The organism is Streptomyces sp. NPDC048258, assembly GCF_043201995.1.
In the GTDB taxonomy this organism is placed as follows: Bacteria; Actinomycetota; Actinomycetes; order Streptomycetales; family Streptomycetaceae; genus Streptomyces.
Map to the genome: position 1 here is coordinate 239,881 of NZ_JBICZH010000013.1, position 20,567 is coordinate 260,447.

Consider the following 20,567-nt stretch of genomic DNA (forward strand, 5'->3'; position numbering starts at 1 on the left):
GGTCGTCTCCCATGACAGAGCTCAACCGTCGCAGGTTCCTGCAGATCGCCGGCGGCACCGCCGCCATGGCGATGCTGAACGACAGCATCGCGCGGGCCGCCGCCATCTCGGCGCAGGGCACCACCGGCACGATCCAGGACATCGAGCACATCGTCGTCCTCATGCAGGAGAACCGGTCCTTCGACCACTACTTCGGGGCGATGAAGGGCGTACGCGGCTTCGGCGACCCGCGGCCGGTCGTCCAGGACAACGGCAAGTCCGTCTTCTACCAGTCCAACGGGACGAAGGACATCCTGCCCTTCAACCCGCAGGTGGCGGACCTCGGGATGCAGTTCCTCGAGGGCCTGAACCACGACTGGGCCGGCGGCCACCAGGCGTACAACAACGGCAAGTACGACAAATGGGTCCCGGCCAAGACGGCCACGACCATGTCGTACATGACCCGGAACGACATCCCGTTCCACTACGCCCTCGCCGACGCCTTCACCGTGTGCGACGCCTACCACTGCTCCTTCATCGGCGCCACCGACCCCAACCGCTACTACATGTGGACGGGCTACACGGGCAACGACGGCACCGGCGGCGGCCCGGTCCTGGGCAACCAGGAGGCCGGCTACGGCTGGAAGACCTACCCCGAGCGCCTGGAGTCGGCAGGCGTCTCCTGGAAGGTCTACCAGGACATAGGCGACGGCCTGAACGCGGCCGGCTCCTGGGGCTGGATCAACGACGCGTTCCGCGGCAACTACGGCGACAACTCGCTGCTGTACTTCAACACCTACCGCAACGCCCAGCCCGGCAGCGCGCTGTACGAGAAGGCGCGTACCGGCACCAACGCCAAGGCGGGCGAAGGGTACTTCGACAAGCTGCGCGCCGACGTGGTGAACGGCGCCCTGCCCCAGGTCTCCTACATCGCCGCCCCCGAGGCGTTCAGCGAGCACTCCAACTGGCCGACGAACTTCGGCGCCTGGTACATCTCGCAGGTCCTGGACGCGCTGACCGCGAACCCGGCGGTGTGGGCGAAGACCGCCCTGTTCATCACCTACGACGAGAACGACGGCTTCTTCGACCACGTCGTCCCGCCGTACCCGCCCACCTCCTCGGCCTGGGGCCTGTCCACGGCGGACGTGTCCAAGGACCTGTACGCCGGTGGCGGCGGCTACGCGGCCGGCCCGTACGGGCTCGGCCCGCGCGTCCCGATGATCGTGGTCTCCCCGTGGAGCAAGGGCGGCTACGTCTGCTCCGAGACCTTCGACCACACCTCGGTGATCCGCTTCATGGAGAAGCGCTTCGGCGTGCAGGAGCCCAACATCTCCCCCTGGCGCCGCGCGGTCTGCGGAGACCTGACCTCGGCGTTCGACTTCACCCAGGCGGACACCGCGCCCGCCGCCCTGCCCTCCACGGCCGGGTACGTCCCGCCGGACAAGGACCGCCACCCGTCCTACCACCCGACCCCGCCGGCCACGGGCACCCTGCCCAAGCAGGAGGCCGGCTCCAAGCCGACCCGCGCCCTGGGCTACAGCCCGTACGTGGACGGCAAGGCCACTTTCTCCACCGGCAAGTTCACCCTGACCTTCGCCAGCGGTCCCGCCCTCGGCGCCCACTTCCACAGCACCTCGGGCAACCGTACGGACGGCCCCTGGCCCTACTCGGTCGAGGCGGGCAAGACCCTCTCGGACACCTGGAGCACCAGCAGCTCCACCGGCAACCAGATCAACCTCACCGTGTGGGGCCCGAACGGCTTCCTGCGCACCTGGAAGGGCCCGGCGAAGAAGGCCGGCCCCGAGGTCACGGCCCGCCACGTGGACGCCACCGGCAACCTGGCCCTGACCCTGACCAACCCCGGCGCGGCGGCGGTCAACCTCACGGTGACCAACGCCTACGGCGGCGCGGCCCAGACCTTCAGGGTCAACCCCGGCGCCACGGTCTCCCACACGGTGGACCTGCGCACGACGGGCCGCTGGTACGACGTCAAGGTCGTCTCCGACGCGGACGCCACCTTCCTGCGCCGGTTCGCCGGCCACGTGGAGACGGGCGCCCCGGGCATCTCCGACCCGGCGATCAAGACCGTCTGACCCGGTCCTCCGGTGCGCGCAGCAGCCGCCGTTCCAGGACCGGGAGGTCCTTGGGGCGGTGGCTGCGGGCGTGCCGGAGCAGCAGGTCGCGGGCGGTGTCCGCGACCCGGCGCCGCTTCGGGTGGCGGGTGGTGAACTCCTCGCTCGCGAAGAACCGCACGGCGCCCTCCAGCCCGGCCCGGTCCGTCTCCCGTACGGCCCACGCCAGTTCCCCGGTGGCCGCCCCGGCCAGCAGCCGCCACGGACCCCGCTCGGCGAGCAGCCACGCCGCGTCCCGGGGTTCCTTCCGTACGGCGCCCAGCCAGCTGAACACCACGCCGAGCGGCACCCCGCGCGGCAGGTCCGGTTCCTCCTCGCCCGCGGCGAGGGCTTCGGCGTACGCCCGCAGCCCCTCGGGCGCCGCGGCCGCCCACCGGGCCCGGTGCCGGGCCGGGATGCCGTCCGGGGACAGCGGGTCGAGCAGCCGGATCCACTCTGGGGTGACGACCACCCGCCCCGAGTCCTCCCAGCACATGCACTCGAACTCGTCGGCGCCGTCCTCGCGGTGGGGCGGCTGCAGGGCCCGGACCTCGGAGGCCTCCGCCGGGTCGCCGATCTCGTACGACCGGGGATGGTGCGGGTGCACGGCGCCGTCGGCCCGCGGGAACGAACCACCCATGATCAGCGGCTCTGTGCGCGATGTCGGTTCCACGGGGTGATCGTAGGCCGGGCGGGCGCACGAAAAGCCCGTGGGGGGTACGAGGAAAACCTCGTACCCCCCACGGGACCGAAAGGGTGAGTGACGGGACTTGAACCCGCGGCCACCTGGACCACAACCAGGTGCTCTACCAACTGAGCTACACCCACCACGAAGGGCGGCGGACCACCCGTTCGATGTGCAAGCACAGCATAGCCGATCAGAGGGGTGGTCCCGCGACGCGTTATCCGGCGGACCGGCTGCCGGCCAGGGTGGCGGCGAGCCGGCCGGTGACTCCGCCCGTGCGGCGGGTGGCGTGCGCGACGGCGGCCGCGGCGAAGGTCCGGACGATCGGGTGCGGCCTCGTCCCGTCCCCGTGCAGTTCCGGCTGGAAGAGCGTGGCGAGGAAGAAGGGGTGGCCGGGCAGCTCGGCGATCCGCACCTGCCCGTCCTCGTCGTGGCCCGAGAGCCGCAGCCCGTGCGCGGCGAGCGCCGGCAGGTGGCGGGGCGAGGGTCCGTAATTGCAGTGGTATCGCTCCATCGAACGCTCCGCGCCCAGCGCGGACTCGGCGAGCGAGCCCGGCTCGGCCCGTACGAGGCCCTCGTGCCCGACGAGCGAGCAGGCCAGCGGTGTGATCACCGGGTCGGCCGCCCCCGGGGCGTTCTCGGCGTGCGCGGCCCCGTCGAGCCCGCAGACCGTACGGGCGTACTCCAGCAGGGCGTGCTGGAAGCCGCCGCAGGTCCCGAGGAAGGGGATGCCCTCCTCCCGGGCCACCCGGATCGCGGCCAGCACCCCGGCCTCGCTGACGTACGGGCTGCCGGGCAGCACCCACACCGCGTCGAAGCGGGCCAGTGTCCCGGCGGCGGCCCCGGCCCCGGCGTCGCCGGTGGGGATCCAGCAGGCGTCGAGGACGAGCCCGTCCCGGGAGGCGAGGGCGTCGAGGAGGAGCGGGATGCGGGTGTGGGACTTCACATGCGCGGAGCGGTCGCCGACGAGGGCGATCCGGGCGATCGATGCGGTGGTCATGCCGTTCATCCTGATCCCGGGACCCACTTCAGCGCCAACGATTGTTCCTGCTGGATCGATAAGCCGTCCTGATGGGACCCTGGACGTATGGACCCGCACCTGCTCCGCACCTTCGTCGCCGTGGCCCGCCTCGCCTCCTTCTCCGCCGCCGCCCGCGAGCTCGGCTACACCCAGTCCGCCGTGTCCCAGCACATCGCCGCGCTGGAGGGAGACCTGCGGACCGAGCTGCTCACGCGCCGGCCCGTGGCACCCACCCCGGCCGGGGCGCGCCTGCTGGAGCACGCCGGACCGCTGCTGCTGCGGCTCGACGCCGCCAGGGCCGACGTCCTGCGGCTGGCCGCCGCGCCGCCCGGGCGGATCACCCTCGCCGCGTCCCCGCTCGCCGTCGGCCCCCGGCTGCTCGCGGCCCTGCCCGCCACCGGGGTCACCCTGCGGGTGCTGCCCCCGGCCGAGGTGCCCGCCGCCGTCGCCACCGGGGGCTGCGACCTCGGCCTCGTCGACGGCCCGGCCGCGCCCAGCGATCCGCTGCGGCTGCCCGACGTGGCCCCGCTCACCGTGACGGGCGTCGGCGAGGAGGAACTGGCCGTCCTGCTGCCCGACGGGCACCCCTTCGCGGGGCGGGCCGGCGTCCGGCTGGACGACCTGGCCGACGCCCGCTGGCTCGACGCCCCCGGGGTCGGCCTGCCGCTGACCGCCGCCCGCACCGGCGCCCGCTACGACGGCACCGACGTGCTCGCCCTGTGCGCCCTCGCCGCCGCCGGGCACGGCCTGGTGCTGCTGCCGCGCCGCGTCGCCGAAGCCGCCGCGGCAGGGCACGCCGTACCGCTGTCCGCGCCCCGCCTGGTGCACCGTACGGAACTGCTCTCGCCCGGCGCCCCGACCGGCGCGGCCGCTGCGCTCGCCGCGCGGCTCACGGCAGGATCACCCGTATGACCGATGACACGGACCACGCCGCCGGCGCCTCCTCCTCCACCGCCGGCCCCGCCCCCTTCACCGCCGACGACTACGCCGCCCGGATGGCCGCGGCCGCCGAGACCGCCGCCGACGCGGGCCTCGCCGGACTACTGATCGCCCCCGGGCCCGACCTCACGCACCTCACCGGCTACCGCCCCACCGCCGAGACCGAGCGGCTCACCCTGCTCGTGCTGTCCGCCGGGCAGGAACCGGTGCTCGTCGTGCCCACCCTGGAAGCCCCCGACGCGGCCAAGGCCCCCGGCGCCGCCGCGCTGACCCTGCGGGACTGGACCGACGGGAAGAACCCGTACACGGTGACCGCCCCGCTGCTGGACGCGGTGGGTCGCTTCGGGGTGAGCGACAACACCTGGGCCCTCCATCTCCTCGGACTGCAAAGGGAGTTGCCCACCACGTCCTACGTCCCGCTCACCGACGCCCTGCCCATGCTGCGCGCCGTGAAGGACGAGCGGGAGCTGGAGCGCCTCGCGGCGGCGGGCGCGGCCGCCGACGCCGCCTACGCGCAGATCCTCCATCTCCCCTTCGCCGGGCGGAGGGAGACCGAGGTCGCCGCCGAACTGGCCGCCCTGCTGCGCGTGCACGGCCACGGCCAGGTCGACTTCACGGTCGTCGGGTCCGGACCCAACGGGGCCAACCCGCACCACGAGGCGGGCGAACGGGTCATCCAGCACGGTGACATGGTGGTCCTCGACTTCGGCGGGCTGCGCTACGGCTATGGCTCCGACATCTCCCGCACCGTGCACGTGGGCGAGCCGAGCGCCGAGGAGCAGCGCGTCCACGACATCGTCCGCGAGGCCCAGCAGGCGGGCGTGGCGGCGGCCCGGCCGGGCGTCACCTGCCAAGAGGTCGACCGTGCGGCCCGCGCCGTGATCACCGAGTTCGGCTACGGCGACCGCTTCATCCACCGTACCGGCCACGGCATCGGCGTCACCACCCACGAGCCGCCCTACATGGTCGAGGGCGAGGAACAGCCCCTCGTCCCCGGCATGTGCTTCTCCGTGGAGCCGGGCATCTACCTGCCCGGCCGGTTCGGCGTCCGCATCGAGGACATCGTGACCGTCACCGGGGACGGCGTGCGGCGCTTCAACAACGCGCCGCGCGAGCTGGCGGTCGTCGAGTAGCGGGGGCGGCGTCGAGCGGTCACGGGCCCAGCACGACCGCCGACTCGCCCGGCAGGTGGATCCGCCCGTCCGGGCCCGGGTGTTCGAGCGGCTCCCAGGCGGCCAGCACCCGCACCCCGTTGCGGCCGAGCGCGATCGTGGCCGGCTCCGGGGAGAGGTTCACGGCCACCCGTACGTCGCCCCGCCGGAAGGTGAGCCAGCGCCGCTCCTCGTCGTGGGCGACCCGGACCGCGGCCAGGTCCGGGTCGCGCAGGTCCGGATGGCCGCGGCGCAGCGTGACGAGGGTGCGGTACCAGGCCAGCAGGCGGGCGTGCCCGGCCTGCTCGGGCTCCGCCCAGTCCAGGCAGGAGCGGTCCCGGGTGGCCGGGTCCTGCGGGTCGGGGATCTCTTCGGCCTTCCAGCCGTGCGCCGCGAACTCCCGGCGCCGGCCGGTCCGTACCGCCTCGGCCAGCTCCGGATCGGGGTGGTCCGTGAAGTACTGCCACGGGGTGCCCGCGCCCCACTCCTCGCCCATGAACAGCATCGGCACGAACGGACCGGTCAGCGCCACCGTCGCGGCGCACGCCAGCAGCCCGGGGGAGAGGGAGGCGGCGAGCCGGTCGCCGAGCGCCCGGTTGCCGATCTGGTCGTGGGTCTGGGCGTAGCCGAGGAAGCGGTGGGCCGGGGTCCGGCGCCGGTCCACCGGCCTGCCGTGGGTGCGGCCGCGGAACGAGGACCAGGTCCCGTCGTGGAAGAAGGCCCGGGTCAGGGTCTTGGCGAGGGCGGCCAGCGGGGCCTCGGCGAAGTCGGCGTAGTACGCCTGGGACTCACCGGTCAGCGCACAGTGCAGGGCGTGGTGGAAGTCGTCGTTCCACTGGGCGTGCAGGCCCAGGCCCCCGTCCGCGCGCGGGGCGGTGGTGCGCGGGTCGCACCGGTCGGACTCGGCGATCAGGAACAGCGGCCGCCCCGTCTCGGCCGCCAGTTCGTCCACAGCCGCGGCCAGCTCCTCCAGGAAGGTCAGGGCCCGCCCGTCGGCCAGCGCGTGCACGGCGTCCAGCCGCAGCCCGTCGATGCCGTAGTCGCGCAGCCAGGCCAGCGCGCTGCCCAGGAGGTACGCGCGCACCTCGTCGGAGCCGGGCGCGTCCAGGTTCACCGCCGCACCCCAGGGGGTGTGGTGGGTGTCGGTGAAGTACGGGCCGTAGGCGGGCAGGTGGTTGCCGGAGGGGCCGAGGTGGTTGTGGACCACGTCCAGCACCACCCCCAGCCCCGCGGCGTGCGCGGCCGCCGTGAAGCGGGCCAGCCCGGCCGGGCCGCCGTACGGTTCGTGCACCGCCCAGGGGGCGACCCCGTCGTACCCCCAGCCGTGCCGGCCGGGGAAGGGACAGACGGGCATCAGCTCCACGTGCGTGACACCGAGGGCGGTGAGGTGCCCGAGGCGGGCGGCCGCGGCGTCGAAGGTCCCCTCGGGGGTGAAGGTGCCGATGTGCAGCTCGTACAGGACGGCGTCCTGGAGCGGGGTGCGCGGCACGCCGGCCCCCGGCGCGGGGAAGGCTTCGAAGTCGACCACCGCCGACAGGCCGTCGGGCCCGTCCGGGAGCCGTCGGCCGCGCGGGTCCGGGCGTGGAGCGGCGTCGCCGTCCAGCAGGAACCCGTACCGGCTCCCGTCGGCGGCCGGGGCCTGCGCGGTCCACCAGCCGTCCCGCTCCGGATCGCGCGCCATCTCGTACGTCGCGTCGTCGAGTCGCAAGGCGACATGACCTGTCAGCGGTGCCCACACCTCGAACTGCACGGACGTTCCCCTCGTCTCCGGCGGTGTCCAGCATGCGTATCCTGCCCATCATTCCGGGCGTGGCGGGGGAGTTCTGGACACTCCGGCCCCGACGGGCCGACAATCACCCTGTGACGTCGAGTTTTGAGTTCCCACCCTTCCCCGCGCCGCGGCTGTCCGACGCCGAGCGCGACCGGGCGCTGGGCCAGCTCCGCGAGGGCGCTGCCCTCGGAAAGCTGTCCCATGACACGTTCCTGCGCCGGATGGAACTCGCCCTGGTCGCCCGCCGCTCCGAGGACCTGGCCGTCCTCACCGCCGACCTCCAAGCGCGCGAGGGCGCCGAAAGCCCGTGGACCCGTCGGCTGTTCGGCTGGGTGGGGCGGGTCTCCGCCGTCTCGGTGGGCGTCCGGCGCGCCTGGGCCGCCGAGAAGCTGCCCAAGCTGTTGCTGCCGCACCCCAGCGCGGCGGCCCTGCGGATCGGCCGCGACCCCGGCAACGGGCTGAGGCTCAGCCACGAGACCGTCTCGCGCGCGCACGCGGAGCTCAGCCTGCAGGGCGGGATGTGGGTGCTCAAGGACCTCGGCTCCACCAACGGCACCACGGTCAACGGGCGTCGCGTGACGGGCTCCGCGGTGGTCCGGGACGGCGACCAGGTCAGCTTCGGGAAGATGTCCTTCCGGCTCTCGTCGAGCTGAGGCCCCAGGGCGGCCGGCCGGTGCGCCGCGCCGTGGCCCAGGATGGCGGGCATGGAACACAGCATGGGACGCAGCTCGGAACACCGGCCGGAGCACCGTACGGAACAGATACCTGTCGTGCGCCGCGCACGCGTCGGGGACCTGCCCCGCCTGGTCGAACTCATCCACGAGCACGTCGCGTACGAGAAGTCGGCCCCGCGGCCGCCGGACCTCGCCGAGCGGCTCGGGCCGCAGCTGTTCGCCGAGAACTCCCGGCTGTGGGTGCTGCTCGCCGAGACCCCGGACGGCGCGGTCGCCGGATACGCCGCCTGTTCGGCCGAGTTCGCCTTCTGGGACGCCCGGCACTACCTCCACATGGACTGCCTCTACCTGGCCGAGGACGCCCGCGGCCACGGGCTCGGCGCCGCCCTGATGGACGGCGTACGGGACCTCGCCCGCGAGCTCGGCCTCGACCAGGTGCAGTGGCAGACCCCCGACTGGAACGAGGGCGCGATCCGGTTCTACGACCGGCTCGGCGCCACCGGCCTGCCCAAGCGCCGGTACGGCCTGCCCGTGCGTTAGGTCCTGTCCGGGCGATCTTCGCGGGCCCGCGCGGCCTGGCACGGCACCTCGCCGCGTTGTCGCATCGCGCAAGTACGACCAAGTACGAGCTGCGAGGTCCCCCAGCTACCGCTGGGAGGTGCCCCCACCGCCTTGCGATGCACCGCACCAGACCACGCGGGCCGACCTACGAACATCGCCCGGACAGGACCTAGTAGTGCTTTGTCGGGTCTGGGCTTCGGCCCCCGGCACCCTCACTCGGCGGCGCCGGGCTATGCCTGCGACCTGCGGCTGAGGGCGTCGGCCCGCCGCTGCCAAAGCGCCAGCCCCGTCGCATCGCCCCTGGTCAGCGGAACCCGACAAAGCACTACTAGCCGGCCCGCTCGGCCGCCGTGAGGCGTTCGTACGTGGCGAGGACGGTACGGGACTGGTGTTCCACCTGGGTGGCCACCGGGACCCAGCGGGCCTGGAAGCGGGCCGCGAAGTCCTCGCACCACCCCGTGACCAGCCGGTCCAGCCCGGGCGCCGCCGGGTGGCCCTGCGCGCGCATCACCCGCAGCAGCATCGCGGCGGCGCGCAGCGACATGCGCCGCCCGAAGGCGTCGATGCTGGCGATGTACGCCGCCGTGGCCTCGGTGGGAGCCGCGTCGCCGGTCCACTCCGTGATGATCCGGGGGATCAGCGCGAGCGTCCAGTCGACCGCGCGCAGCAGGGCCGCCGCGGCCGGGTCCGCGTACGGCGGCGGCCCGGGCGGGATCCCGGCCCGGACACCGGCGACGAGCGCGGTGTCGCCGTCGAGCCGCGCGGCCAGCATCCGCAGGGCGCGGCGCGGGTCGGGGTGCGGGGCCGGGTCGTCCACCAGGTCGGAGGCCCACATGGGGACTTCGACGATCGCGGTGGTTCCGGCGTACCGGTGGGCGTGGTACCAGGTGCTGAGCCGGGTGTCCTCGGGGTGGAAGGCCCCGGCGGCCTCGCTCCCCGGCTGCGGGATCACGAAGATCCCGGGCCCGGGGGAGGGCCAGCCGGCGGCGTCCGAGGCCCCGTTCTCCACCGGGATGCGCAGCTCCGCGGCCGATTTGCCGAAGGGCTCGGCGAGGCCGGGTACGTCCCGGGTGAGCTGGACCCAGGAGCCGCCGAGGTCGGTGGCGTGCAGGGAGACCTGGAGGACGGGCCGGAGTTCGTCGATGAGGGCGGTCAGGGCCAGGGTCTCGGGCGGCAGCCGGTCCGCGGCCAGTATGGACGGCGCCCACTCGGGCTGTTCGGGCCCTGGGGGCCGGAAGAAGTGCCGGTGGTAGTCGAGGAGCGAGTACGGGCGGGGCGTGCGGTGCAGGTCAGCGCCGTCCGGGTCGGCGCAGAGCAGGAAGTGCCAGCCGCAGCCCGCGCGGGGGGCCGGCTCGTGCAGGAGGCGACGGGCGAGGGCGAGGGCGGTGGCGCCGCCGACGGGCTCGTTGGCGTGGGCCCCGGCGACGACGAGGACGTTCCGTCCGGCCCCGGGCCTGGCCCCTGCCGGGCCGACGGCTTCGATGGTGAGCAGCCAGAGGGGCTGCCCGGCCCGCGAGGTGCCGGCCTGACGGAGCCGTACCTCGCGGGGGTGTTCGTCCGCGAGTGCGCGGGCGGCCAGGGCGAGTTCGCGCGGTGTGGGGTAGCACATGTCACGGAGGAGGGTCACAAGGGATGCCATGCCCGCCGCACCCCCCGCCTACTGCTCCGCGGCCCCCGCACTTCCCCCGGCCCCGCCCCCGACCGCCTCAATCGCCGGCGAGGCTGGGAGCAGGCGGGGCTGGATTGCCCGCAGGCAATTTCAGCCCCGCCGGCGTTTGAGGCGCGGGGTCTGGGGCGGAGCCCCAGGGGCCCGGGCGGAGCCCGGCCCCGCGCGGCGGCGCCGCAGACGGCCCGGCCCCGCGCGGCGGCGGCGGAGGAGGGCTACTGCTGGTGCAAGCCGCGGCCCGACAGAGTCAGGAAGGCTTCGCCCACCGCCTCCGACAGCGTCGGGTGGGCGTGGACGTGCCGGGCCACATCGCCCGGCTCGGCGTCCCAGCCCACGATCAGCTGGCTCTCCGCGATCATCTCCGAGACGTGCGGCCCGACCAGGTGCACGCCGAGCACCCGTCCGCCCCGCTCCGCGACCACCTTCACCGTGCCGCCCTGCCCGTGCACCATCCCCTTGGCCACCGCCGTCAGCGGCATCGAGTTCACCACCACGTCGTACGCCGACGCCCGGGCCTGCTCCTCCGTCAGGCCGACGGCCGCGGTCTGCGGCGCCGAGTACGTCACCCGCGGCACCGCCGCGTAATCCACCGGCACGGTCGAGACCCCCGCCAAGGTCTCCGCCACCAGCAGCCCCTCCGCGAACGACGCGTGCGCCAGCCCCGGCGACGGCGGCGGCAGCAGGTCGCCCACCACGTGGATCCCCGGAACGGCCGTCTCCAGCCGGGACCAGTCGGCCGGCTCCACGAACCCCCGCCCGTCGGTGACCAGTCCGGCCGCCGCGAGGTCCAGCCCGTCGGTGACCGGGACCCGGCCCACCGCCACGAGCAGCCGCTCGGCCGTCAGCTCCCGCAGCTCCCCGCGCGCGGTGCGCACGGCTGCCCGTACGACCCCGCCCTCCACGACGGCCCCTTCCAGCCGGGCCCCGGTCTGCACGTCGACGCCACGCTTCTTCAGGCCCCGTGCCAGATGCCGGGACACGTCCGCGTCCTCCAGCGGAACCAGCCGGTCCGCGGCCTCGACCAGGGTCACCTCCGCGCCCATGGAACGGTGGAAGGAGGCGTACTCCACCCCGATCGCCCCACCGCCCAGCACCACCACCGACGCCGGCAGCCCGGGGGCGAACAGCGCGTCGTCACTGGTCACCACCGTGCGCCCGTCGGGCTCCAGACCGGGCAGGGTGCGCGGCCGGGACCCGGTGGCCAGCACGATCCCCCGGACGGCGGTGAACTCCCGTCCGTCGTCCGTCCGTACGGACCGCGGCCCCGTCAACCTGGCGCCGCTGCACACCACACGCACCCCGGCGTGCTCCAAGTGCCCTTCCACACCCTTGTGGTTGCGCGAGACGATGTCGTCGCGAGTGGCGGTCAGCGCCGCCCAGTCCACGGACTCCACGCTCGCCCGCACCCCCCAGCGTTCGCGCGCCTCGGCTATGCCGTCGACGAGTTCGGCCGCGTGCAGCATCGCCTTGCTCGGGATGCAGCCGCGGTGCAGGCAGGTCCCGCCGACCTTGTCCCGCTCGGCGAGCAGAACGCTCAGGCCGAGGGCCGAGGCGCGCAGGGCGGTGCTGTAGCCGCCCGTACCGCCGCCGATCACGATCACGTCCACAGTGCTGTCGTCGTTGGTCATGTGCCCAGCCTGACCGGCCCGTTCCCCGCGAGTCCAAGGAAATGATCTTCTGGACTCCATGCACGTTCTCTATGCTTCCCGGTCATGAGCCTGCGCCAGATGGAGTACTTCCTCGCCGTCGTGGAGGAGTCCTCCTTCACCCGGGCCGCCGACTCCCTCCACGTCACCCAGCCCGCCCTGTCCCACCAGGTCAAGGCCCTGGAGCGGACCGTGGGCGGCGCCCTGCTGGAGCGGATGCCGCGCGGGGTCCGGCTCACCTCCATGGGCCGCGCCTTCCTGCCGCACGCGCAACTCGCCGTGCACAGCGCCCGCCAGGCCGAGCGGGCCGCCCGCGCCGCCGCGGGCGTGGCCGGCGGCGAACTGCACGTCGCGACCGTCCACGCGGTGGCCGTCGGCCTGCTGCCGGGCATCGCCGCGCGCTGGCGCGCCACGCACCCCGGGGTGTCGCTGGTGCTGCGTGAGTACGGTTCCACCGAGGCCCTGGAGGAGCAGCTCGAACGGGGCGTCGCCGACGTCGCCGTGGGACCCGAGCCCAAGGAGTGGACCGGACCGCTGCTCCCGGTCGGCCGGGAGGAACTGGTCATCGTCGTCCCCTTCGACGACCCCCTCGCCGGGCGTGCCGCCGTCCGCCTCGGCGAGCTGGCCGACCGCGACTGGATCCGCTGCGCGATGGAACCGGTCGTCGAGGGCCGGCTCGTCCTCGACCGGGCGTGCGGCACGGTGGGCTTCACCCCGCGCACGGTGCTGCGTACGGAACACACCTCGACGGCCGTGCGGATGGCGGCCGCCGGGGTGGGCATCGTCATGGCCCCGGCCCACATGGTCCGCGGCGCCGTCGGCGAGGACTGCGTACTGCTCTCCCTCGACCCGCCGTGGCACCGGCCCCTGGCCGTCTTCTCCCGGGTCCCGCTGACCGGTGCGGCGGCGGCCTTCGCCGAGCTAGTCGTCGCGGAGCAGGACCGCCACGGGCGAGAGGTCCAGTAGGCCCGCCAGGTCCGCCTCGCCCTCGTACACGGGCCCGGACGTGTTCCCGGACGTGTTCTCGTACGCCTTCTCGTACGTGTCCCCCCGCGCGCCGCGCAGGCCCGGCAGTGGTGTCCACCGGCCCGGCGGCAGCGGCAGGACGGTCCCGCGCCAGCCGCCCGCCCCCGCCAGCCGGTGCGAGAGCCGGGTGGCCACCGCCACCAGGCCGGGCGAGCGGGCGAAGGCAAGGCAGTGCTCCGCCGCCGCGCCCCGGGCCGGCAGCGCGACGTAGCCGGTGAACAGCCCGGGCCGGGCCCGGCGAAGCCGCAGCAGGGCGGCCGTCAGCGCCAGCTTCTCCTCGGCAGGGCCGTGCGGGGCGGCCCCCGCGTCCAGCCGGGCCAGCGCCTCCCGGGGGAAGCGGGCGGGGCGCCGGTTGTCGGGGTCCACCAGAGCCCGGTACTCGGTCTCGGCGCCCTGGTAGACCTCCGGGACCCCGGGCATCGCCAGGTGCAGCAGCGTCATGCCGAGGAGATTGGCGCGGGCCGCCTCCGCGAGGTCCGGCGGCAGGTCGAGCGGGCGCGGGGCGTACCCGGCCACGGTCGCCTCGTAGGCCTCGTCCCCGTCGGTCCAGCTGGTGTGCAGCGCGGCCTCGCGGACCCCCTTGAGCAGTGCCTCGGCCAGCCGGGGCACGGCCTGCGGGACCTCCCCGAGGCCCAGCGCGGTCTGCCGGGCGGTCCACGCCAGCTGGGCGTCCGGGCCGGTGACCCCGTCCATGGGCTCCGGCGCCTGCGACAGCACGGAGATCCGAGCCCGCACGTCCGCGCTGCGCTTGGTGTCGTGCGTGGACAGCACCGTCCCGGACCCGGGCCACTCCAGGTCCAGGCGGGCGCAGTACGCGTGGAACTCCGCGGCCGGCACCGCCGGCCGCCCCGGATCCCCGCCGACCTCGGTGGCCGACAGCAGCGGCGCGTACCGGTAGAAGGCCCGGTCCTCCAGCGACTTGGCGCGCAGCGCGGCCGAGGTCTGGGCGAAGCGGGCGGCGAAGGCGGGATCGCGCAGCAGCAGCTCCCGTACGCCGGCCACCGCGGCCGGACCGGCCGCCGAGGCCGCCCGCTCCAAGGCCTGCGGATCCGGCCCGGGATCGCCGGGGTACGGCCGGTAGACCGGGTAGGCGATCAGCAACTCCCTCACGGCGTCGGCCAGTTCCGCCCCGGCCTGACGTTCCAGCGTCCCCAGCTCGGCGGCCAGGTCACCGGTCAGCACCTCCCGTGCGCACGCCTCCGCCGTCCGCTCCCACTCCGGTGACCCCGTCGACTCCTCGTACCGGCGGGCCAGTTCGGCCGCGCCCGCCGGATCGGTGAACACCCCGTCCACCCGGTGCAGCGCGTCGTACCCGGTGGTCCCCGCCACCGGCCAGCCGGGCGGCAGCCGCTCGTGACGGGCCAGGATCTTCTCCACCACCACCCAGCAGTGCGGTCCCGCCGCCGCCCGTAGTCGCCGCAAGTACCCCTCAGGGTCGGCGAGTCCGTCCACGTGGTCGATCCGCAGCCCCTCGGCCACCCCGTCGCGGACCAGCTCCAGCACCTTCGCGTGGGTGGCCGTGAAGACCTCCGGGTCCTCCACCCGGACCCCGATCAGCTCCGAAATGGTGAAGAAGCGCCGGTAGTTGAGGGAGGTTCGGGCCTCCCGCCACCAGGCCGGCCGGTACCACTGGGCGGCCAGCAGCTCGGGCAGACCCAGCCCGGCGGTGCCCTCCCGCAGTGGGAACTCCTGCTCCCCGTAGCGCAGGACCTCCCCGTCGGCCTCCAGGTCGCAGGATTCCGCCGGCCCGGCGAGCACCGGCAGCAGCACCTGGCCGCCGCCCGCCTCCCAGTCGATGTCGAACCAGCGCGCGAACGGGGATTCCGGCCCGTCCCGCAGAACCTCCCACAGCGGCCGGTTCAGCCGCAGGGGCGCGGGCACCGCCATGTGGTTCGGCACGATGTCGAGCACCAGGCCCAGCCCGTGCGCCCGGGCGGCCGCGCCGAGCGAACGCAGCCCCGGCTCGCCGCCCAGCTCCTCGCGGATCCGGGAGTGGTCGGTGACGTCGTACCCGTGCGCCGAGCCGGGCACCGCCTCCAGTACGGGGGACAGGTGCAGGTGTGACACGCCGAGCGAGGCGAGGTACGGTACGGCTGCCTCGGCCGCCGCGAAGGGGAACTCCGGACGCAGCTGGAGACGGTAGGTCGACGCCGGAGTGACAGGTGTCGGAACATCAGATTCCGCTTGGATGCTTGACTGCGGCTGGCTCATGAGAACGTACGTACCCAGCCTGCCGGATTCCGTGCCATTACCCAATGCATCCGAGTGACTGCACCGGGTTAACGTTGCGCAAGTGGTTGGAACCGTCAACACCTATCGAAGAGTCATCGCCCTGACCGGGCCCCTACTCCCCCTCGTCTCGTTCCTCGCGCGACTGCCCGTCGCGATGTCCCAGTTCGGAAGCGTCCTGCTGGTCGCCCAGACCAGCGGATCCCTCGCCACCGCCGGCATCGTCGGAGGCACCCTCTCCGCCGGCCAGGTGGTCTTCGGACCCGTCCTGGGCCGGCTCGCCGACCGCTACGGGCAGCGGCCCGTCGTACTCGGCGCCGCGGCCGTCAACGCCGTGGCGACCGCCGCCCTCGTCGCCGGCGCCCTGGGGGGCCTCGGCACCGTCCCGCTCGCCGCGATCGGCGCCGTCACCGGCGCCTCCGTACCGCTGATCGGACCGCTCGCCCGGACCCGCTCCGTGGCCCTGGCGCACCGCGCCCGGTCCGACGAGAGCGTGGTGGGCGCCGTCCACTCGCTCGAAGGCACCCTGGACGAGGTGTCGTTCGTCTTCGGACCCGCCCTCGTCGGCCTCGCCGCGCTCGTCGCGCACCCGGCCGTCGCCCTCGGCGGCGCGGCCGGCCTCGTCGCCGTCTTCGGCACCGCCTACGCGCTGCACCCGACCGCCGCCGTCACCGGGGGCACCCCCGGACGGGGTCCGGGGGACCGGGGCGCGCGGGCACGTACCAAGGGCCGCCGGGCCGGGCAGCCGCGCGTGGTCCACGCCGTCCGCGGCTCGCTCGCCCTCCAGGGCGCCATGTTCGGCGCCTGCCAGGCCGGAATCGCGGCGCTCACCGCCCGGTTGGGCGTCCCCGGCCAGGCCGGCATCGTCTACGCGGCCATGGGCGTCGTCAGCGCGGCCGTGGGCCTCGCACTCGGCGCGCTGCCCGCCCGGTTCGGGCTGCGGCTGCGCTGGCGGGCCGCCACGGGCGCCGCGCTGGTCCTGTCCGTGCCGCTGCTGTTCACCGACACCCTGTGGCCGCTGTACGTGGTCGTCACCGTGCTCGGCGCGGCCTACGCACCGCACCTGATCACGGCCTTCGCGCTCACCGAGCGCGTCGTGGAACCGGCCCGGCTCGCCGAGTCGATGGCCTTCGCCGCCAGCTCGCTGGTCGCCGGGCAGGCCCTCGCCCTCGCCGTCTCCGGGCGGCTCGCCGAGTGGTACGGGCCCGCCGGGGCCTTCTCCGTGGCCGTGGGGGCGGCCGCGCTGGCCCTGACCCTCGCCCTCGTCACCCGCGTGCCGTCCGCCCGCACCCGCGCCGACGCCTTCGTCCCCGCGCGGCAGGCCGCCTCCCCGGCCGCGGGGGAGACCGGGGAGCCGGGGGCGGCGCCCGCCGCCGACGGGAACGGTGCCTACGCCGGGCGCTGAAGCACCACCAGGCACCGTCCCGCCAGCGCCACCCGGTCCCCGGCCGCATACTGCGGCCCGGTGCCGGGTGGCAGTACGTCCGGCCGGGCTGTGTCCACCACCAGCCGCCACTGCGCCCCGTGCCCCGCCGGAATGGTGAAGTCCTGCTGATCGGCCCCCGCGTTGAACATCAGCAGGAACGAGTCGTCGGTGATCCGCTCCCCGCGGCTGCCCGGTTCGGAGATCGCCTCCCCGTTCAGGAACACCGTCAGCGCCCGCGCGTGCTGCGCCTGCCAGTCGCGGGCCCGCATCTCCTCGCCGTGCGGCGTGAACCAGGCGATGTCGGAGAGCTCGTCGTGCGTGCCCTCCACCGGCCGCCCATGGAAGAACCGGCGCCGCCGGAAGACCGGGTGGTCACGGCGCAGCCACACCATCCGCCGGGTGAACTCCAGCAGCGCGGGCGCAGGTTTGCCGGGCTCCGGCCAGCGCACCCAGGACAAGGCGTTGTCCTGGCAGTACGCGTTGTTGTTGCCGCCCTGCGAACGCGCGAACTCGTCGCCGTGGCTGAGCATCGGCACGCCCTGGGACAGCATGAGGGTCGCCGTGAAGTTGCGCATCTGGCGCTCGCGCAGCTCCAGGACCTCCGGGTCCTCGGTCGGCCCCTCCATCCCGCAGTTCCATGAGCGGTTGTGTGTCTCGCCGTCCCGATTGCCCTCCCGATTGGCCTCGTTGTGCTTCTCGTTGTACGAGACCAGGTCGTTCAGGGTGAAACCGTCGTGGCAGGTGGTGAAGTTGATGGAGGCCAGCGGGCGCCGGCCGTCGTCCTGGTAGAGGTCCGAGGATCCGGTCAGCCGCCCCGCGAACTCCGCCAGCGTGCGCGGCTGCCCGCGCCACAAATCCCGTACGGTGTCCCGGTACTTGCCGTTCCACTCGGTCCACAGCGGCGGGAAGTTGCCCACCTGGTAGCCGCCCTCGCCCAGGTCCCAGGGCTCGGCGATCAGCTTCACCTGGCTGACCACCGGATCCTGCTGGACCAGGTCGAAGAACGAGGACAGCCGGTCCACCTCGTGGAACTGGCGAGCCAGCGTCGCCGCCAGGTCGAAGCGGAAGCCGTCCACGTGCATCTCGGTGACCCAGTACCGCAGCGAGTCCATGATCAGCTGGAGCACGTGGGGGGAGCGCATCAGGAGCGAGTTCCCGGTCCCGGTGGTGTCCGTGTAGTGCCGGGGATCGTCCGCCAGCCGGTAGTACGAGGCGTTGTCCAGCCCGCGGAAGGACAGGGTCGGGCCCAGGTGGTTCCCCTCGGCGGTGTGGTTGTAGACCACGTCCAGGATCACCTCGATCCCCGCCTCGTGCAGGGCCCGGACCGCCGACTTGAACTCCAGCACCTGCTGGCCGCGGTCGCCCGAGGCGTAGCCGTTGTGGGGGGCGAAGAAGCCGATGGTGTTGTAGCCCCAGTAGTTGCTCAGCCCGTCGTTGACCAGCCGGTGGTCGTTGACGAACTGGTGCACCGGCATCAGCTCCAGCGCCGTCACCCCGAGCTTGGTCAGGTGCCCGATGACCGCCGGGTGCGCGAGCGCCCCGTACGTGCCGCGCAGCTCCTCCGGGAGGTCCGGATGGTTCATCGTCAGGCCCTTGACGTGGGCCTCGTACAGCACGGTGTGGTGGTACTCGTGGCGCGGCGGCCGGTCGTTGGCCCAGTCGAAGTACGGGTTCACCACGACCGAGCTCATGGTGTGCGGGGCCGAGTCCAGGTCGTTGCGGGAGTCGGGCCGGCCGAAGTGGTAGCCGTACACCGCCTCGCCCCAGTCCACGCTGCCGCTGATCGCCCGCGCGTACGGGTCCAGCAGCAGCTTCGCCGCGTTGCAGCGCTGGCCGCGCTCCGGCGCGTACGGGCCGTGCACGCGGAACCCGTAGCGCTGGCCCGGCATGATGCCGGGCAGGTACGCGTGCCGGACGAAGGCGTCCGTCTCGCGCAGCTCGACGGCGGTCTCCGAGCCGTCGTCGTGGAGGAGGCACAGCTCGATGCGTCGGGCGGCCTCGGAGTAGACCGCGAAGTTGGTGCCGACGCCGTCGTAAGTGGCGCCGAGCGGATACGCCTGTCCCGGCCAGACCTGCATAGATAACGACTCTTCCCATCCTGCTCCGGCTGATCCGGCTGGACCACGTCACTGCCAGATCTTCCCCGAAAGAGGGTCCTCACGCGTGGACTTGGGTTGGTCCCTCCGGGTGACCCGAAGGGCTGATATCCGGCTCGGCGGACTGTGTGGGCATCGGATAATGGGTCAACGGACAGCCGGTGTACGGGCCATCGGGCTGCACCGGGCCGCGCGCGCGGAGTACCCTTCCGTGATCACTGGAGACGGGCGTCCAGACGCAGAAGGCGGTGCACGGGTGAGCTCGGGAGGTCTGGAGCTGCCCCCTGGTGACAGCGGTCACGAGGGCGGCCCGGCGGACGCCGCAGGCGCCGCACCCGGAGGGGTGCCGGCCGGGGCGGTGTCGCTGGCCCCGCAGGCGACCGGGAGCGTGCGGGCCGGCGCCGAGCTGGACTGGAGCGCGGAGGCCTGGAGCGAGGTCCGTACGCGGGCACAGCGGGCGGGTCGGGCGTACATCTGGCTGAATCTCATCGAACAGCGGCTGCGGTCGGTGGTCGGCGCGGTGCTGCGGCCGGTCTACGAGCCGGTGCACGGCGGGGACGACTGGGTCGTCGCCGCCGCCGGGCCCGCCGGGCAGGAGTGGGTGCAGCGGGCCGTGGCCGTGCGCGAGGTCAGCCGGCGCAAGGGCTATCTGCTCGACTCGGCCGACGACAACGTGCTCAGCTTCCTGACCCTGCCGCAGCTGCGGGAGCTGATGGTCCAGCACTGGCCCTGCTTCGAACCGTACTTCGACGACCGGCGCGAGATCGAGCTGGCGCTGGACGAGCTGGAGGTCACCCGCAACGTCGTCTCCCGCAACCGGGCGCTGTCCCGGGCGGTACTGGAGCAGGCGGAGCGGGCCTCGGCGCGGCTGCTGGAGGTGCTGGGCGGGGGCGCGGGCAGCCCGTCGGCGGACCGGCTGCCGATCGACGCGGTCGAGGACCTGGTGGGCGACCGGTACGCGGACGTCATCTCGGTCCACCCCGACCGGGTGCGGCTGCAGCGCCAGCTGCCGGCGGAGGACCTCTTCGGGGGCGCGCGGCGGCTCGACGCCATCGGCATAGGTCTCAACCTGCTGGTCCAGAACTTCTCGGGCCGAAGACTCGTCCGGCTCACGGAGGCCGGCTGCCGGGTGCGGCTGCTGTTCCTGAACCCGGCGAGCAGCGCCGTCAAGCGGCGCGAGCGGGAGCTCGGGCTGCGCAAGGGCGAGCTGAGCCGCTCGGTGGAGATGAACATCCTGCACGTCCGCCGGGTCCGGGCGGGCCTGCGCGATCCCTCGCGCTTCGAGATCCACGTGTTCGACGAGACCCCGCGCTTCACCGCCTATCTGGTGGAGGGGCAGTCCTCGGGCATCGCGGTCGTCCAGTCCTACCTGCGCCGGGCGCGCGGCATGGAGTCCCCGGTCCTGGTCCTGCGCGGCGGCGGCCGCGGCGTCCCGAAGGACGCCGATCACGGGCTGTTCACGACGTACCGGGAGGAATTCGAATCGGTGTGGGAGGACTCCCGGCCGGTGTCGTGACGCGGGGGCGTCCGCGCCCCGGCCGCGGCCCCGGCGGACGGCTTGTCAGTGGCCCGTGGCAGGCTGAAAG

General features: G+C 74.0%; 15 protein-coding genes and 1 tRNA gene. 8 read left to right on the forward strand and 8 right to left on the reverse strand.

Annotated elements, in window-relative coordinates; all coding sequences use genetic code 11:
• Positions 1-11 precede the first annotated feature (11 nt).
• Positions 12-2,072: a phosphocholine-specific phospholipase C gene (locus tag ACGFYQ_RS27915; RefSeq protein WP_393748495.1), complete on the forward strand. Its 2,061-nt coding sequence runs from the start codon at positions 12-14 to the stop codon at positions 2,070-2,072.
• On the opposite strand, the gene ACGFYQ_RS27920 is transcribed toward ACGFYQ_RS27915, so the two are convergent.
• The 3 genes from ACGFYQ_RS27920 to ACGFYQ_RS27930 form a co-directional block, all read right to left on the reverse strand.
• Positions 2,059-2,763: a hypothetical protein gene (locus ACGFYQ_RS27920; protein WP_393748497.1), complete on the reverse strand. Its 705-nt coding sequence runs from the start codon at positions 2,761-2,763 to the stop codon at positions 2,059-2,061. The genes ACGFYQ_RS27915 and ACGFYQ_RS27920 overlap by 14 nt on opposite strands.
• Before the next feature lie 82 nt (positions 2,764-2,845).
• Positions 2,846-2,918, reverse strand: a tRNA-His gene (locus ACGFYQ_RS27925).
• A gap of 74 nt (positions 2,919-2,992) precedes the next feature.
• Positions 2,993-3,775: a hypothetical protein gene (locus ACGFYQ_RS27930; RefSeq protein ID WP_393748499.1), complete on the reverse strand. Its 783-nt coding sequence runs from the start codon at positions 3,773-3,775 to the stop codon at positions 2,993-2,995.
• 87 nt (positions 3,776-3,862) lie between these two features.
• On the opposite strand from ACGFYQ_RS27930, the gene ACGFYQ_RS27935 reads away from it, so the two are divergent.
• On the forward strand, positions 3,863-4,708 hold the full coding sequence (locus ACGFYQ_RS27935) for a LysR family transcriptional regulator (RefSeq protein WP_393748501.1): 846 nt from the start codon (positions 3,863-3,865) through the stop codon (positions 4,706-4,708).
• Complete coding sequence (locus tag ACGFYQ_RS27940) at positions 4,705-5,868, forward strand: M24 family metallopeptidase (protein WP_393748503.1); 1,164 nt, start codon at positions 4,705-4,707, stop codon at positions 5,866-5,868. The genes ACGFYQ_RS27935 and ACGFYQ_RS27940 overlap by 4 nt, the downstream gene beginning before the upstream one ends.
• Before the next feature lie 19 nt (positions 5,869-5,887).
• Here the strand turns inward: ACGFYQ_RS27940 and treZ are convergent, their stop codons facing one another.
• Positions 5,888-7,636 carry a malto-oligosyltrehalose trehalohydrolase gene (gene treZ / locus ACGFYQ_RS27945; RefSeq protein ID WP_393748505.1) on the reverse strand — a complete coding sequence of 583 codons (1,749 nt, stop codon included), beginning with the start codon at positions 7,634-7,636 and terminating at the stop codon, positions 5,888-5,890.
• Between the two features lie 110 nt (positions 7,637-7,746).
• Between treZ and ACGFYQ_RS27950 the strand changes: the two genes are divergently transcribed.
• The gene (locus tag ACGFYQ_RS27950) at positions 7,747-8,310 is read left to right on the forward strand and encodes an FHA domain-containing protein (protein ID WP_393748507.1); all 564 of its coding nucleotides are present in this window, start codon (positions 7,747-7,749) and stop codon (positions 8,308-8,310) included.
• Between the two features lie 51 nt (positions 8,311-8,361).
• Positions 8,362-8,871: a GNAT family N-acetyltransferase gene (locus ACGFYQ_RS27955; protein ID WP_393748509.1), complete on the forward strand. Its 510-nt coding sequence runs from the start codon at positions 8,362-8,364 to the stop codon at positions 8,869-8,871.
• Positions 8,872-9,220: 349 nt separating this feature from the next.
• On the opposite strand, the gene ACGFYQ_RS27960 is transcribed toward ACGFYQ_RS27955, so the two are convergent.
• Positions 9,221-10,531, reverse strand: a complete 1,311-nt coding sequence (locus ACGFYQ_RS27960) for a M14 family zinc carboxypeptidase (protein WP_393748511.1) — start codon at positions 10,529-10,531, stop codon at positions 9,221-9,223.
• Between the two features lie 242 nt (positions 10,532-10,773).
• Positions 10,774-12,186, reverse strand: a complete 1,413-nt coding sequence (gene lpdA / locus ACGFYQ_RS27965) for a dihydrolipoyl dehydrogenase (protein ID WP_393748513.1) — start codon at positions 12,184-12,186, stop codon at positions 10,774-10,776.
• Positions 12,187-12,270: 84 nt separating this feature from the next.
• Between lpdA and ACGFYQ_RS27970 the strand changes: the two genes are divergently transcribed.
• Entirely contained in the window at positions 12,271-13,170 is a 900-nt protein-coding gene (locus ACGFYQ_RS27970) for a LysR family transcriptional regulator (protein ID WP_393748515.1), read from the forward strand.
• Here ACGFYQ_RS27970 and treY read toward each other — a convergent pair.
• Complete coding sequence (treY, locus tag ACGFYQ_RS27975; RefSeq protein WP_393748517.1) at positions 13,126-15,441, reverse strand: malto-oligosyltrehalose synthase; 2,316 nt, start codon at positions 15,439-15,441, stop codon at positions 13,126-13,128. The two genes, ACGFYQ_RS27970 and treY, sit on opposite strands and share 45 nt — an antisense overlap.
• 82 nt (positions 15,442-15,523) lie before the next feature.
• Between treY and ACGFYQ_RS27980 the strand changes: the two genes are divergently transcribed.
• The gene (locus tag ACGFYQ_RS27980; protein WP_393748519.1) at positions 15,524-16,864 is read left to right on the forward strand and encodes an MFS transporter; all 1,341 of its coding nucleotides are present in this window, start codon (positions 15,524-15,526) and stop codon (positions 16,862-16,864) included.
• Here the strand turns inward: ACGFYQ_RS27980 and glgX are convergent.
• Positions 16,849-18,963, reverse strand: coding sequence for a glycogen debranching protein GlgX (gene glgX / locus ACGFYQ_RS27985; RefSeq protein WP_393748521.1), 2,115 nt, complete (start codon positions 18,961-18,963; stop codon positions 16,849-16,851). The two genes, ACGFYQ_RS27980 and glgX, sit on opposite strands and share 16 nt — an antisense overlap.
• Positions 18,964-19,237: 274 nt before the next feature.
• Between glgX and ACGFYQ_RS27990 the strand changes: the two genes are divergently transcribed.
• On the forward strand, positions 19,238-20,497 hold the full coding sequence (locus ACGFYQ_RS27990) for an SAV2148 family HEPN domain-containing protein (protein ID WP_393748523.1): 1,260 nt from the start codon (positions 19,238-19,240) through the stop codon (positions 20,495-20,497).
• Positions 20,498-20,567: the final 70 nt, after the last annotated feature.